Genomic DNA, 15,581 nt, shown 5'->3' with positions numbered 1-15,581 from the left:
CTTGGCAGGATCGGCCCGTGACCCTGCCGACCCTCGGAACCCTGCGGCCCCTGCCTGCCGCCGACCACCCCGACCTGCTCGCTCCCCCGGTGGCGGCGGCGCTGGCGGCCTGGCCCCATGCCGGCTCGCTGGCGGTCACGCCCATCGACGCGGAGCTGGCCGACACCGCGGCCTTCGGTGAGGCCTACGGCGTCCCGCCCGAGGCCAGCGCCAACTGCGTGGTCGTGGCCGGACGTCGCGACGGGGCCGAGCGGGTGGCGGCCTGCGTCGTGCGCGCCGACACCCGCGCCGACATCAACAACGTCGTGCGCCGGCTGCTCGGTGTGCGCAAGTGCTCCTTCCTGTCGATGGAGCGCGCGGTCGCGGAGTCGGGCATGGAGTACGGCGGCATCACTCCTCTCGGCCTGCCGCAGGCATGGCGGGTGCTCGTGGACGAGCGGGCGACCGCGATCGAGACGGCCGTCATCGGTTCCGGGACGAGGGGCTCCAAGCTGCTGCTGCCCGGCGAGCTGCTGGCCCTGCTGCCCGGCGCGGAGACAGTGACGGACCTCGCACGCTGACAGCGGTCTTTCGGTTCGCGGAGGGGGCCTCGCGGACCGTACTCTCCGGTAAGTGCGCCGCCTCCCCCTCGACCATCCCGGGATCGCGGATCATCGGTCTCCCGACCGGTTCCTGTGGTGGCTCGCGCACAGCCAGTGGCGCACCCTCGCCGGCGGCATGGCCTTCGGCATCGTCTCGATGAGCGCCCAGGCGGTCATGCCCGCGGTCATCGGCCGCGCCATCGACCGCGGGGTTGCCGACGGCGACGGCGACGCTCTCCTGCGCTACGCCGGGCTGCTCGCCCTGATCGGCCTGGTGCAGGCCGCCGCCGGCATCATGCGACACCGGTTCGCGGTGACCAACTGGCTCACCGCCGCCTACACGACCGTCCAGCTGGTCGCCCGGCACACCGTCCATCTCGGGGGCACGCTGCCCCGCAAGGTCTCGACCGGTGAGGTCGTCGCGATCGGCACCAGCGACATCTCCCACCTGGGCCAGGTCATGGACGTCAGCGCACGCTTCGCGGGCGCCGTCGTCTCCTTCCTCCTGGTCGCGGTGATCCTCCTGCAGACCTCCGTGACGCTCGGGCTGGTCGTGCTGCTCGGTGTGCCGCTGCTGATGCTCCTGGTCGGACCGCTGCTCGCCCCCCTCCAGCGGCGCAGCACCCGCCAGCGCGAGCTGATGGGCCACCTGTCCAACACCGCCACCGACATCGTCGGCGGGCTGCGGGTCCTGCGCGGCATCGGCGGCGAGCAGGTCTTCCACGACCGGTACCGCCGCGAGAGCCAGACCACCCGCCGCGCCGGCGTCGAGGTCGCCAAACTGCAGTCGGTGCTCGAGGCCCTGCAGGTCTTCCTGCCCGGCCTGTTCGTCGTGGTGATCGTCTCGATCGGCGCCCGGTACGCCGTGGCGGGCACGATCACGCCGGGCGAGCTCGTGGCGTTCTACGGCTACTCCGCCTTCCTGATGATCCCGCTGCGCACGGCGACCGAGTACGCCAACAAGTTCATCCGCGGGCGGGTCTCCGCCCGCCGGGTGTGCCGTGTCCTGGCGCTGACCCCGGAGGTCGTCGAGCCCGAGGTGCCGGCGCAGCCCCCCGCTCCAGGCGGCGAGCTGCACGACCGCCGCAGCGGCTTGCGCGTGCGCCCCGGCTCGCTGGTCGCCGTCGTCAGCGAGCAGCCCGACGACTCGGCGGCGCTCGCCGACCGGCTGGGCCTCTGCGCGGCCGAGGTCGACGACGACGTCAGCCTCGGCGGCGTCGCGCTGACCGCCCTCAGCCGGACCGACGTACGCCGCCGGATCGTGGTGTCCGACACGGGCGCGACGCTCTTCTCCGGGCGCCTCGCCGACCGCCTCGACCTCACCGGGACCGCGCGACACGACGGGAAGCTCGCGCGAGCGCTGGCGACGGCGTCCTCCGACGACATCCTCGCGGCGCTGCCCGAGGGGCTCGACACGGTCGTCACCGAGCGCGGTCGCAGCTTCTCTGGAGGTCAGCGACAGCGCCTGGTGCTGGCCCGGGTGCTCACCCTCGACCCGGAGGTCCTGGTGCTCGTGGAGCCGACCTCCGCGGTGGACGCGCACACCGAGGCCCGGATCGCGAGCCGCCTGCGCGAGCAGCGGGCCGGCCGCACCACCGTCGTCACCTCCAGCAGCCCGCTCATGCTCGACGCCGTCGACGAGGTGGCCTTCCTGGAGGACGGCGTGGTCGTCGCGACCGGCACCCACGGCGAGCTGCTGCGCACCCACGCCCGCTACCGGGCCGTGGTCACCCGCGAGACCGAGCTCGTCGTCGCGGGCGGCCTGCCATGAGCGCCGGCACCACCCTGCCCGTCGCGGGCGTCGGCGTCATGCGCCGCTACGTGCGGGCGCTGGTGCGCCGCCACCCCCGCCTGGTCTGGGGTGCGCTCTCCCTTCACGTCCTGGCCGCCGCCGCCGCGCTGGCCGCACCGCGCCTGCTCGGCGACCTCGTCGAGGCCGTCGAGCAGGGCACCACCGTCGGTCATGTGGACCGGGTCGTCGCGCTGCTGGCGGGCTTCCTGATCCTGCAGACGGTGCTGACGCGCTTCGCGCGCTACGTCAGTCAGGTCCTCGGCGAGCAGGTGCTCGCCGAGCTGCGCGAGGACTTCGTCGGCAACGCCCTGGCCCTGCCGGTGGGCGTCGTCGAGTCGGCCGGGTCCGGCGACCTGCTCACCCGCACCAGTCGGGACGTCGAGCAGCTCGGGTGGTCGGTGCGGATGGCCCTGCCGGAGTGGACGATCGCCGTGGTCACCGCCGTGCTGACGTTCGCCGCCGCCATCAGCGTGGGCTGGTGGGTGGCCCTGCCGTGCCTGCTCGGCGTGCCGCCACTGGTCATCGGCCTGCGCTGGTACCTCGCCCGCGCCAAGGACGGCTACCTGCGCGAGAGCGCGTCGTACTCCGCCATCAACGCGTCCCTCACCGAGACCGTCGAGGGCGCGCGCACCGTCGAGGCCCTGGGCCTGGGCGAGGAGCGGATCTCTGCCATCGACCGCGACATCGCGGAGTCCTACGAGGCCGAGCGCTACACCCTGCACCTGCGAACGGTCTTCTTCCCCTCCATGGAGATCAGCTACCTGATCCCGACCGTGGCCACGCTCCTCTTCGGCGGCTACCTCTACACCCAGGGGCAGGTCTCCCTCGGTGACGTCACGGCGGCCACGCTCTACGTGCAGATGCTCATCGACCCGGTCGACCGCATCGTCTCGATCCTCGACGAGCTGCAGATGGGCGCCGCCTCGCTGGCCCGGCTGCTCGGCGTGGCGCAGGTGCCCGACGACCGCACGGTCTCGGGTGCGCGCCCCGACGGCGAGGAGCTGGAGGCGCGGGACGTGCGGTTCTCCTACGTCGAAGGGCGCGACGTGCTGCACGGCGTCGACCTGCGCGTCGGTGTCGGCGAGCGGATCGCCATGGTGGGTCCGTCGGGCGCCGGCAAGTCGACGCTGGGCCGACTGCTGGCGGGCATCCACCCACCCCGCACCGGATCGGTGACCGTCGGCGGTGTCGGGCTCGTCGAGCTGCCCTTGCAGGAGCTGCGCGGCCACGTCGCACTGGTGACCCAGGAGCACCACGTCTTCGTCGGCACCCTGCGCGAGAACCTCGCCCTGGCCGCACCCCCGGGGGCGAGCGACGAGGATATCCGGGCCTCGCTCGCGGCCGTGGACGCGCTGGACTGGGTCGAGGCCCTGCCGGACGGGCTCGACACGGTCGTCGGGTCCGGCGGCCGGCCCGTCAGCGCGGCCCAGGCACAGCAGATCGCCCTGGCCCGGCTGGTGCTCGCCGACCCCCACACGCTGGTGCTGGACGAGGCCACGTCGCTGATCGACCCCAGCGCGGCGCGGCACCTGGAGCGCTCGCTCGCGGCCGTCCTCGAGGGCCGCACGGTCATCGCGATCGCGCACCGGCTGTTCTCCGCGCACGACGCGGACCGGGTCGCGGTCGTCGAGGACGGCGTCGTCTCCGAGCTGGGCTCGCACGACGAGCTGGTGGCGGCCGGCGGCTCGTACGCCGCGCTGTGGGACAGCTGGAACGGGCGGCACTGACGCCCGATCGGGGCGACGACGTCAGGTCAGGCGTGACCCGACAGCCCGGAGATGCGGATCCCGGAGTGCACCTTGTAGCGCTTGTTGATGGAGATCAGAACGGCGGTCAACGGCTCCAGCTGCCGCGCCAGGCGCAGCGCGCCCGCGTCGATGCCGTCGCGGCCGGTCACGCTGCGGGCCAGCTCGATGGCCACCGCCTTCGCGTCGGCGGAGTCGCCGCACACCAGCACGTCCTCGTCGTCGATGACCTCCCGGTCTCCCCAGAGCGTCACCGCGGAGACGTGGTGGAACGCACCGACCACGGTCGAGTCGGGAGCGATCCGCTGGGCCGACTCGGCCGCGGATCCCGCACCGTCGTCGATGATCCGCCCGTGCGGGCCCTGCTTGTCGAACGCCAGCGGGTTGACGCAGGAGACCACGACCTTGCCGGCCAGGGGCAGCGTTGCGACCAGCTCGTCGTGACCGTCGTACGGCACGGCGAGCAGGACGACGTCGGCCGCGGCGCAAGCGTCGGCGTTGGCCGCCCCGGTGACCTCGCCCGCGCCCTCGACGCCAACCAGGCGCGAGGCGACCTCCTCGGCGACGGGCACGGCCTTCTCGGCGGCGCGCGAGCCGAGCACGACCGTGTGCCCGTGGCGCGCGAAGCGGTAGCCCAGGCCCCTGCCCTGGGGTCCGGTGCCGCCGATCACGGCGATGCGGTAGGTCGACACGGGAGGACTCCTCGGGGTCGGAACGGGTGGGTCAGCACTATCTCACCGGCCCGGTCCGCCCCCGCCGCGTGGTCGGCCCTCGGATGCCGGCGACGACCCCCGCTTGCCTTGGTGACAACGGCCTTGTCACAGTGGCGGTGTCATCCACGCCGACCCCAGGGGACCCCATGAAGCTGTCCATGCCGCTCGTCTACGCCGGCAACCCGCGCGAGTCCGCCGACCAGGTGGCGTCGCTGGAGAAGGCCGGGCTGGACACGATCTGGGTGGCCGAGCCCTACGGCTTCGACGCGCCCACCCTCATGGGCTACCTGGCGGCCAAGACCGAGACCGTCGAGATCGGCGCGGGCATCCTGAACGTCTACTCGCGCACGCCGGGGGCGCTGCTGCAGACCGCGGCAGGTCTCGACAACGTGTCGGGCGGCCGGGCCGTCATCGGCCTCGGCGCCTCCGGCCCGCAGGTCATCGAGGGCTTCCACGGGCTGCCCTACGACAAGCCGCTGGGACGGACCCGCGAGATCATCGAGATCATCCGGATGGGCCTGCGACGCGAGGCCCTCGTCCACGACGGCATCTTCACGCTCCCCCTCCCCGCGGACCAGGGCCTCGGTCTCGGCAAGCCGCTCAAGCTCCTCAACCGGCCGGAGCGGCCCTCGGTCCCGCTGTGGGTGGCGGCACTGGGTGACAAGAACGTCGCGATGGCCGCCGAGGTGGCCGACGGCTGGCTGCCGTTCCTGTTCCACCCCGAGAAGGCAAAGGACGTCTGGGGTGACGCCCTCGCCAAGGGCTCGGCGAAGCGCTCCCCCGAGCTCGGCCCGCTGCAGATCAACGCGGGCGGCATGGTCGCGATCGGCGACGACGTGAAGGGGATGCTCGACTTCATGCGCCCCATGTACGCGCTGTACGTGGGCGGCATGGGCGCCCGCGGCAAGAACTTCTACAACGACCTCGCCTGCCAGTACGGCTACGAGAAGGAGGCCAAGCAGATCCAGGACCTCTACCTCGACGGCCACAAGCGCGACGCCGAGGCCCTGGTGCCCCTCGAGTGGCTCGAGGCCGGCAACCTGGTCGGCCCGGCGTCCTACGTCAAGGAGCGCGTCGCCGCCTTCGCCGAGGCCGGCGTCACGAGCCTCTCGGTCTCCCCCGCCTCCGACGATCCGGCCGCCACCATCGCCCAGGTCAAGGAGTGGATCAGCTGACCCACGCGCCTAGCGCGCCCTTGAATCGTGACAGTGATGGTGTCACAGTAAGCCGGGACGAGACGACCCACCCGCCACGCCACGGAGGCCTCATGCCCGACAGCCCGACCATCTGCGAGCAGGAGCACGAGGACTTCCGCGCCACCGTGCGCTCCTTCCTGGCGAAGGAGGTCGTCCCCCACCATGAGGAGTGGGAGCGCGACGGCCAGGTGAGCCGTGAGGTGTGGGCGAAGGCCGGCCAGCAGGGGCTGCTCTGCTTCGACGTCGAGGAGGAGTACGGCGGCGCCGGGGTCAAGGACTTCCGCTACAACATGATCGTCGCCGAGGAGATGTGCCGCGTCGGCGCGAGCGGACCCGGCTTCCCGGTCCACACCGACATCATCGTGCCGTACATCAGCCAGCTCGGCACCGAGGAGCAGAAGCGGCGATGGCTGCCGGGCCTGGTCAGCGGTGAGCTGATCTCGGCGATCGCGATGACCGAGCCCGGTGCCGGCTCGGACCTGCAGGGCATCCGGACCAGTGCCGTCGACAAGGGCGACCACTACGTCCTCAACGGCTCCAAGACGTTCATCAGCAACGGCATCCTGTCCGACCTGGTGATCGTGGTCTGCCGCACCGATCCCGAGGCCGGGCACCAGGGCATCAGCCTGCTCGTGGTCGAGCGGGGCATGGCCGGCTTCGAGCGCGGCCGCAACCTCGACAAGGTGGGCATGAAGGCGCAGGACACCGCCGAGCTGTTCTTCAACGACGTCGAGGTGCCCAAGGAGAACCTCCTCGGCGAGGAGGGCTCGGGGTTCATCTCGCTGATGGTGAACCTGCCGCAGGAGCGGATCTCCATCGCCACGATGGCGGTGGCGGCCTGCGAGCACGTGCTGCGGCTGTGTCTCGACTACGCCAAGGAGCGCGAGGCCTTCGGCAGGCCGATCGGCAAGTTCCAGAACACCCGCTTCATGCTCGCGGAGATGGCGACGGAGGCCCATATCGCCCGGGTGTTCGTCAACGACTGCGTGATGCGGCTCAACGCCGGCGACGTCGACACCACGCTGGCCTCGATGGCCAAGTGGTGGACCACCGAGCTCCAGACCAAGATCGTCGACCGGGGCGTCCAGCTGCACGGCGGCTACGGCTACATGATGGAGTACCCGATCGCCCGGGCCTTCGTCGACAGCCGGATCCAGACCATCTACGGCGGCACCACCGAGATCCAGAAGGAGATCATCGGGCGCAGCCTCGGCATCTGAGCGGGGTTCGTCGCCGGGCCTTGTCCGGGAGTGTGGCCCACGCCACACTGGCGGCAGCCGACCCCGAGGAGACCCGATGAGCAACGACGTCCTGGCCGAGCGCGCCCGCATCGAGGCGGCCATCGCCGGCCAGACCCTGGCCGACGCCCTCCTGCGGACGGTGACGGAGCATGCCGACCAGCCGGCGTACTCCGACCGGCACCACCGGGTCGGCGACGAGGCCTGGCGCACGCTGACGTGGCGCGAGGTCCACGAGGCCGCCCTGGACGTCGCGGCCGGCCTGATGGAGCTCGGCGTCGCCCCCGGCGACACCGTCGCCGTGATGGCGACCAACCGCATCGAGCACGTGCTGGCCGACCTCGGCAGCGTGCACGCCGCCGCGACCCCGATGTCGATCTACAACACGCTCTCCGCCGAGCAGGTCGCCTACGTCGCCGGCCACGCCGAGCCGACCGTCGTGATCCTGGAGAACGCCGACCACCTCGCCCGCTGGGGTCGCGCCCTCGACGAGTCCGGGAGCGTGCGCAAGGTGGTCGTGATCGACGCCGCCGCCGCGCCCCAGGGTGACCGCTTCACGACCTGGGCCGACCTGGTCGCGTCAGGGCGCGCCTACCGCGCCGACCACGCCGAGGAGGTCGAGTCCCGCCGAGGCGAGCTGACCCCGGACTCGGCGGCGACGATCCTCTACACCTCGGGCACGACCGGCCACCCCAAGGGCGTGGTCCTCAGCCACTTCAACGTGCTCTACGAGGCGCTCAGCACCCTCGAGGCGGCCGGACTGGAAGGCGGTCAGCGCCAGGTCAGCTACCTGCCCTTCGCCCACATCGCCGAGCGGGTTCTGGGCATCTACGGACCCCAGGTCGTCGGCGGCCACATCCACTGCATCGGCGACCCCAGCGAGCTCCTCGCCGCCCTGGGCGAGGTGCACCCGACGGCGTTCTTCGGCGTGCCGCGGGTGTGGGAGAAGATCAAGACCGGCCTGTCCGCGAAGCTCGCGGCCGACCCCGACCCCGCCAACGTGAAGATGGTCCAGGAGTCGATGGCCGCCGCGCTGGCCTGGGTGGAGGCACAGGAGTACGGCGCCACGATGACCCCGGAGATCGAAGAGGCCTACCAGGCCGCCGACGCCGCGATCCTGGGCTTCCTCAAGCTGCTGCTCGGCCTCGACCAGGTGACTTGGGCAGCCTCCGCAGCCGCTCCGATGCCGCTCGAGGTCGCCAGGTTCATGGCCGGCCTCGGGCTCAAGGTCTACGACGTCTACGGAATGACCGAGACCTGCGGCGCCGTCACGGCCAACGGGCCCAGCGGCTTCAAGCTCGGCACCGTCGGCAGGGCCACGCCCGGCATGGAGCTCCGCCTCGGCGACGAGGGCGAGGTGCTGGTCCGCGGCCCCGTCAACACCTCCGGCTACCACCGGCAGGAGGAGGCGACGCGCGCGCTCATCGACGACGACGGGTGGGTCCACACCGGCGACATCGGCACCGTCGACGAGGACGGGTTCTTCTCGATCGTGGATCGCAAGAAGGAGCTGATCATCACCTCCGCGGGCAAGAACATCGCGCCGTCCAACATCGAGAACTACCTCAAGGAGTCGCCGATCATCGGCCACGCGATGGCGGTCGGCGACGCCAGGCCGTACGTCGTCGCCATCCTCACGCTGGACTCCGAGGTGGCACCGGCGGTGGCCCAGCAGCTCGGCGTGGAGTTCCAGGATCTGGCCGACCTGACGCAGCGGCCGGAGATCCTGGCGATGGCCCAGGCGGCCGTCGACTCCGCCAACGAGCGGCTCTCGCGTCCTGAGCAGGTCAAGGCCTTCGAGCTCCTGCCCGTGGAGTGGACCGCGGAGTCCGAGGAGCTGACCCCGACCCTCAAGCTCAAGCGTCGGGTGGTCAACCAGAAGTACTCCGACGTGCTGGAGCGCCTCTACGACTGAGTGCCCGACTGGTCCAGACCAGTGCGCCCGGCGGGTCACAGCGTGACCGCCCCGGGGTCAGGAGAGCAACCGCAGGTCACACGCGGGGTCGCCGATGAGTTGGCGGCGACCCCGGAGTCTGATCGGGGACATCCCTGATGCGGACCGTCCGCGCCCACTGAGAGGCTCCCCCTCATGCATCGTCAGATCGCCGGCAGGCTCACCAGCAAGGTCACCAAGTGGATCGTGCTCGCCGGAGCAGTCGTCATCGTCGGGCTGATGGCCCCGCTCAACGCCCAGCTCGTCGACGTGCAGAACAACGAGGCCTCCTCCTGGCTCCCCGAGTCGGCCGAGTCGACCAAGGTGCTGGAGGAGCTCACCGGCACGGTCGACCCCAACGACATCCAGACCCTGGTCGTCTACCACCGCGAGGGCGGGCTCACCGACGAGGACCTCGCGGCGATGGACGAGCAGGCGGCCGAGATCGCCGAGATCGACGGGGTGACCGACGCGGGGGTGCTCTCCCCCCACACCGCCGAGCAGGCCGGCGTGCCCGTCCAGCTGGTCGCCGAGGACGGCGAGGTCGCCAACCTGGCCTTCACGTTCAACTTCGGCGACGACGGCTGGATGAAGATGCCCGACGCCGCGGCGGAGGTGCGCGACATCGCCCAGCTCGACGGGGCGACGGTGCACCTCGCCGGCTCGGGCGGGCAGGCCGCCGACGCGTCGGAGGCCTTCGAGGGCATCGACACCAACCTGATCTTCGCCACCCTGATCGTGGTGGTCGTCATCTTGCTGTTCACCTACCGCAGCCCCGTCCTGTGGCTGCTGCCGATCATCTCGGCCGTCTTCGCCTACATGATCTCCGGCGGGGTGGTCTACCTGCTGGCCAAGTACGCCGACCTCACGGTCAACGGCCAGAGCCAGGCCATCCTCGGCATCCTGGTGATCGGCGCCGGCACCGACTACGCGCTGCTCCTGGTCGCGCGCTACCGCGAGGAGCTGCGCCGCCACGAGGACCGCCACGAGGCCATGGCCGTCGCCCTTCACCGGGCCACGCCGGCCATCCTGGCCAGCGCCGCCACCGTGGTCATCGGCCTGCTGTGCCTGGTGTTCTCCGACCTCAACTCCACCGCTGGGCTCGGTCCGGTGCTGGCGGTCGGGGTGTCGGTGACCTTCCTGGTCATGGTGACCCTGCTGCCGGCCCTCCTGGTGATCTGCGGCCGGTGGATCTTCTGGCCGAGACGGCCCACCTTCGGCTCCGCCGAGCCCACGGGCACCGGGTTCTGGGCCAGGGTCGGCCGCTGGATCCGCCCCCACCCCCGCCGGGTGTGGATGGTGACGACGGGGCTGCTGCTGCTCGCCTGCCTCGGCCTGTTCAAGCTCGACCCGTCGGGACTCGCCCAGGACGAGCAGTACACCCAGGAGTTCGACTCCATCGCCGGCCAGCAGCTGCTCGCGGAGCACGGCCTCGCTGACACCTCCAACACCGTGCAGGTCGTCGCCGACAGCGACCGGGCGCCGGATGTGGCGCAGGCCCTGTCCGACGTCGACGGGCTGGGCGACGCCGGCCAGCCCCAGGACATCGGGGACGGGCGGTCGTTCTTCACCGCCACGCTGGAGAGCGACATGTCCTCGACCGCCTCCTTCGACGCAGTGGAGGAGGCGCGCGAGGCCGCGTCGAGCATCGACGGGGCCGACGCGCTGGTGGGCGGCGGCTCGGCCTTCTACCTCGACACCAAGATCGCCTCCGAGCGCGACAACCGGGTGATCATCCCGATCGTCCTGGCCGTCGTGCTGCTGATCCTGATGATCCTGCTCCGGGCCCTGGTCGCGCCGCTGATCCTGATCGGCACCGTGATCTTGTCGTTCGGCGCCGCCCTGGGGATCTCCGCCCTGATCTTCTCGGAGGTGTTCACCCGGATCGGGCTCTTCGAGGTCAACGAGGGCTTCGCCCACGCCGACCCAGGGTTCCCCCTGTTCGCCTTCGTCTTCCTGGTCGCCCTCGGGATCGACTACAACATCTTCTTGATGACCCGGGTCCGCGAGGAGACCGTCAACCACGGGACCAGACGCGGCTCGCTGATCGCCCTCGCCTCGACCGGCGGGGTGATCACCTCCGCCGGCGTGGTGCTCGCGGCGACCTTCCTGGTCCTCGGCTCGCTGCCGCTGGTCTTCCTGGCCCAGCTCGGGGTGGCGGTCGCCCTCGGGGTCCTGCTGGACACCATGATCGTCCGCTCGGTCCTGGTCACCGCCATCAACCTTGACCTGGGCGGCAGGATCTGGTGGCCGAGCACGCTGGACCGAGCCGGCCACGAGGTCAGCCCCGCCGAGGCGCCGGGCGCGACGGAGAAGGTCCCGGTCTGAACGACGGGCGCGTGGCGCCCGGTTCCACCCGGTGGGCCGGGGGTCTCCCCCGGCCCGCGCGTGCCTATCCTGGGCGCAGTGACCCAGCAGCCGACCCCCCAGCAGATCCGTCGCGCCCTCGCGCGCGCGGAGCGGGCGGCCGCGCTGGACGTGGCGGAGGCGACGGTCCTGCTGGCGGCACGGGGCGAGGACCTCGACCGGCTGACCGCGGCGGCCGGGCGAGTGCGCGACGCCGGCCTGGTCGCGGCCGGACGCCAGGCGGACGGGCGCGGGGTGGTCACGTACTCCCCCAAGGTGTTCATCCCGGTCACCAAGCTGTGCCGCGACCGCTGCCACTACTGCACGTTCGTGGAGTCGCCGGGCCAGCTGCGCCGGGCCGGCCACGAGATGTTCCTGTCCCCCGACGAGATCCTCGACATAGCGCATCAGGGCGCCGAGCTGGGGTGCCTGGAGGCGCTGTTCACGCTGGGCGACCGACCCGAGGACCGCTGGCGCGAGGCGCGGGAGTGGTTGGACTCCAAGGGCTACGACTCCACGCTCGCCTACGTCCGCGCGATGGCGGTGCGGGTGCTGGAGGAGACCGGGCTGCTGCCCCACCTCAACCCCGGCGTCATGTCGTGGGAGGAGATGAACCGGCTCAAGCCGGTCTCGCCGTCGATGGGGATGATGCTCGAGACCACCAGCCGGCGGCTGTTCGAGACCAAGGGCGAGGCCCACTACGGCTCGCCCGACAAGGACCCCGCGGTGCGCCTGCGAGTCCTCGAGGACGCCGGCCGGCTCTCGATCCCGTTCACGACCGGGCTGCTGGTCGGCATCGGCGAGACGCTCCAGGAGCGGGCCGAGACGATCTTCGCGCTGCGCAAGGTCGCCACCCAGTTCGGAGCCGTGCAGGAGGTGATCGTCCAGAACTTCCGCGCCAAGCCCGACACCGCGATGCGCCATGCCGACGACCTCGGGCTCGACGAGTACCGCGCGGTCATCGCGGTCACCCGCCTCGTGCTCGGACCGAAGGCGCGGGTCCAGGCGCCGCCCAACCTCGTCGATCTCACGGAGTGCCGGGCACTGCTCGACGCCGGGGTGGACGACTGGGGTGGGGTCTCGCCGCTGACGCCCGACCACGTCAACCCCGAGCGCCCCTGGCCCTCACTCGAGCGGCTGCGGGAGATCACGGCGCAGTGCGGGTTCGACCTGCGCGCCCGGCTCACCGTGCACCCCGAGTACGTCCGCGCGGGCGAGCCGTGGCTGGACCCGCGCATCTCGGCCCACGTCGCCGCGCTGGCGACCGACGACGGCCTCGCGCGCCCCGGCGTACGGCCCGTCGGGCTGCCGTGGCAGGAGCCCGACGGGGGCTTCGCGAGCGTGGGGCGCACCGATCTTCATGTCGCCGTCGACGCTGAGGGACCCGGCGGGGGCCGCAGCGAGGACCGCCGCTCCGACTTCGCCGACGTCTACGGCGACTGGGGCTCGATCAAGGAGGCCGCCGGGACGACCGGGGCGCCGGCGGTGCTGCACGCGGAGGGCCGCGAGGCGATGGCCGCCGCGGAGGCAGACCCCGGCAACCTCTCCGACGAGCACGCCTACACGCTGATGAGCGCCGAGGGAGCGCTGCTCGAGCAGGTCACCCGGCTCGCCGACGACCTGCGCCGCGAGGCGGTGGGCGAGACCGTCACCTACGTCGTCAACCGCAACATCAACTTCACCAACGTCTGCTACGTCGGCTGCCGCTTCTGCGCCTTCGCCCAGCGCCGCACCGACGCGGACGCCTACACGCTGTCCCTCGACGAGGTCGCCGATCGCGCGGCCGAGGCCTGGGACCTGGGCGCGACCGAGGTCTGCATGCAGGGCGGGATCGACCCCGAGCTGCCCGCGACGGCCTACGTCGACCTGGTGGCCGCGGTCAAGCGCCGCATCCCCGACATGCACGTGCACGCCTTCTCCCCGATGGAGGTCGTCAACGGCACCGCGCGCACCGGGCTGTCGATCGAGGACTTCCTGATCAAGGCGCGCGAGGCCGGCCTCGGATCGCTTCCCGGCACCGCCGCGGAGATCCTCGACGACGAGGTCCGCTGGGTGCTGACCAAGGGCAAGCTCCCCACCCGGACCTGGATCGAGGTGGTCTCCACCGCGCACCGCGTCGGCATCCCGACCACCTCGACGATGATGTACGGCCACGTCGACAATCCGCGCCACTGGGTCAACCACCTGCGGGTGCTCACCCGGATCCAGGACGAGACGGGCGGGTTCACCGAGTTCGTCCCGCTGCCGTTCGTGCACACCTCCTCCCCGATCTACCTCGCCGGTGTGGCCCGCCCGGGGCCCACGATGCGCGACAACCTGGCGGTGCACGCGATGGCCCGGATCCTGCTGCACGGGCGGATCTCGAACATCCAGACCTCCTGGGTCAAGCTCGGCACCGAGGGCACGCAGGCCATGCTGAACGCCGGGTGCAACGACCTGGGCGGGACCCTCATGGAGGAGACCATCTCCCGCATGGCGGGCTCCGAGCACGGCTCCGCCAAGACCGTGGCCGAGCTGGAGGAGATCGGTGCCGGCATCGGCCGCCCGGTCCGCGAGCGCACCACGCTGTACGCGTCGCGCTGAGCGACCCGGCACCCCCGGCCCAACGGCGTACCAGACAACAAACTCGGTTCGCTAGCTGACGACAGTTGACCGCGCCAGCGTGGTCCAGACCAGTCCTCCGCCGCGTCCGGACACAAACAGGACACATTTCTGCGACCGGGTAGACGTGACCGGCGTCACTGCTTATGTTGTGCGGAACAACAAACAGGCGCAACTTCTTTGCGGGAGACCGCGCCGCAACACCGCGAGGAGGCGGTTCGCGTGAAGCGAAAGCACAGTGTGGTAGTCGCAGGTCTCATGGGCGTCGCCCTGGCCCTGTCGGCGTGCGGCAATGACGACGAGGCCTCGGACGACAGCGGGGGTGGCGGGGGCGGCAGCGCCGCCGAGGGCAAGGTCGGTGTGATCCTGCCCGACACCGAGTCGTCGGTCCGCTGGGAGACCGCCGACCGCCCGGCCCTCGAGGCCGCCTTCAAGAAGGCCGGCGTCGACGCGGTGATCCAGAACGCCGAGGGCGACGCGGGGAAGATGACACAGATCGCGGACACCATGATCGGCGACGGGGTGACCGTGCTGGCGATCGTCAACCTCGACTCCGAGTCCGGCGCCGCCATCCAGGAGAAGGCCAAGACCGCCGGCGTCGCGACCATCGACTACGACCGCCTCACGCTGGGCGGCTCCGCGGAGTACTACGTGTCGTTCGACAACACCGTGGTCGGCGAGCTGCAGGGTCAGGGCCTCGCGGACTGCCTCGGTGACAAGGCGGCCAACATCGTCTACCTCAACGGCTCGCCCACGGACAACAACGCCACGCTCTTCGCCGAGGGCGCGCACAGCGTGCTCGACGAGATGACCAACTTCAAGGTCGTCGGCGAGCAGGCCGTCCCCGATTGGGACAACGAGCAGGCGGCGACGATCTTCCAGCAGCTGTACACCGCCGCTGACGGCAAGGTCGACGGCGTGCTCGCGGCCAACGACGGTCTCGGTGGCGCCGCCATCGGCATCCTCGAGGGCAACGGCCTGGCCGGCAAGGTCCCGGTCACCGGTCAGGACGCCACCGTCGAGGGCCTGCAGAACGTCCTCGCGGGCACCCAGTGCATGACGGTCTACAAGTCCGCCACGCAGGAGGCCAACGCCCTCGCCGAGACCGCCATCGCCCTGGTCAACGGCGATGAGGCCGAGACCACCGGCACCACGGTCGACTCCTCCGACGACAGCGAGGTCCCCTCGATCCTGCTGGAGCCGCAGTCCATCACCAAGGAGAACGTGGGCGACGTGATCGCCGACGGTGGCCAGAAGATGGAGGATGTGTGCTCGGGCGAGTACGCCGCGATGTGCACCGAGGCCGGGATCTCCTGACCGCTTGACCTGAAGAACGTCCCGGCCATCGCCGGGGCACTGCTCCGATCGGCGTGCGGGCCCCCCACCGCCCCGACCCCCGACGGGGCGCCCAACAACCCATCTGAGGGGAGTGGGGC

General features: G+C 71.4%; 10 protein-coding genes. 9 read left to right on the top strand and 1 reads right to left on the bottom strand.

Features of this window, described 5'->3' with window-relative positions; translation table 11 throughout:
* The first annotated feature begins 17 nt into the window (after positions 1–17).
* The 3 genes from LRP67_RS16840 to LRP67_RS16830 are packed head-to-tail and all read left to right on the top strand — an operon-like array spanning position 18 to position 4,100.
* Entirely contained in the window at positions 18–560 is a 543-nt protein-coding gene (locus tag LRP67_RS16840) for a YbaK/EbsC family protein (RefSeq protein ID WP_231271322.1), read from the top strand.
* A gap of 52 nt (positions 561–612) precedes the next feature.
* Positions 613–2,352: an ABC transporter ATP-binding protein gene (locus tag LRP67_RS16835; RefSeq protein ID WP_231271321.1), complete on the top strand. Its 1,740-nt coding sequence runs from the start codon at positions 613–615 to the stop codon at positions 2,350–2,352.
* On the top strand, positions 2,349–4,100 hold the full coding sequence (locus LRP67_RS16830; protein ID WP_231271320.1) for an ABC transporter ATP-binding protein: 1,752 nt from the start codon (positions 2,349–2,351) through the stop codon (positions 4,098–4,100). Before LRP67_RS16835 ends, LRP67_RS16830 begins: the two co-directional genes overlap by 4 nt.
* Before the next feature lie 26 nt (positions 4,101–4,126).
* Here the strand turns inward: LRP67_RS16830 and npdG are convergent, their stop codons facing one another.
* The gene (npdG, locus tag LRP67_RS16825) at positions 4,127–4,810 is read right to left on the bottom strand and encodes an NADPH-dependent F420 reductase (protein WP_231271319.1); all 684 of its coding nucleotides are present in this window, start codon (positions 4,808–4,810) and stop codon (positions 4,127–4,129) included.
* A 167-nt stretch (positions 4,811–4,977) separates the two neighbouring features.
* Here npdG and LRP67_RS16820 point away from each other — a divergent pair, with 167 nt between their 5' ends.
* From LRP67_RS16820 to LRP67_RS16795, 6 genes are all read left to right on the top strand, one after another.
* Positions 4,978–6,006, top strand: coding sequence for an LLM class F420-dependent oxidoreductase (locus LRP67_RS16820; RefSeq protein ID WP_231271318.1), 1,029 nt, complete (start codon positions 4,978–4,980; stop codon positions 6,004–6,006).
* Positions 6,007–6,098: 92 nt separating this feature from the next.
* Entirely contained in the window at positions 6,099–7,247 is a 1,149-nt protein-coding gene (locus LRP67_RS16815) for an acyl-CoA dehydrogenase family protein (protein WP_231242128.1), read from the top strand.
* Positions 7,248–7,323: 76 nt separating this feature from the next.
* Complete coding sequence (locus LRP67_RS16810) at positions 7,324–9,180, top strand: long-chain fatty acid--CoA ligase (RefSeq protein WP_231271317.1); 1,857 nt, start codon at positions 7,324–7,326, stop codon at positions 9,178–9,180.
* Between the two features lie 174 nt (positions 9,181–9,354).
* Positions 9,355–11,526, top strand: coding sequence for an MMPL family transporter (locus tag LRP67_RS16805; RefSeq protein ID WP_231271316.1), 2,172 nt, complete (start codon positions 9,355–9,357; stop codon positions 11,524–11,526).
* 78 nt (positions 11,527–11,604) lie between these two features.
* Positions 11,605–14,127 (top strand): bifunctional FO biosynthesis protein CofGH, encoded by a 2,523-nt coding sequence (locus LRP67_RS16800; RefSeq protein ID WP_231271315.1) that lies wholly within the window; start codon positions 11,605–11,607, stop codon positions 14,125–14,127.
* A 276-nt stretch (positions 14,128–14,403) separates the two neighbouring features.
* Positions 14,404–15,462, top strand: a complete 1,059-nt coding sequence (locus LRP67_RS16795) for a sugar ABC transporter substrate-binding protein (protein WP_231271314.1) — start codon at positions 14,404–14,406, stop codon at positions 15,460–15,462.
* Positions 15,463–15,581: the final 119 nt, after the last annotated feature.

This window comes from Nocardioides sp. cx-169 (assembly GCF_021083605.1).
In the GTDB taxonomy this organism is placed as follows: Bacteria; Actinomycetota; Actinomycetes; order Propionibacteriales; family Nocardioidaceae; genus Nocardioides.
The sequence above is the reverse complement of the archived record's forward strand: the minus strand, read 5'-3'. Positions and strand labels throughout refer to the sequence as shown.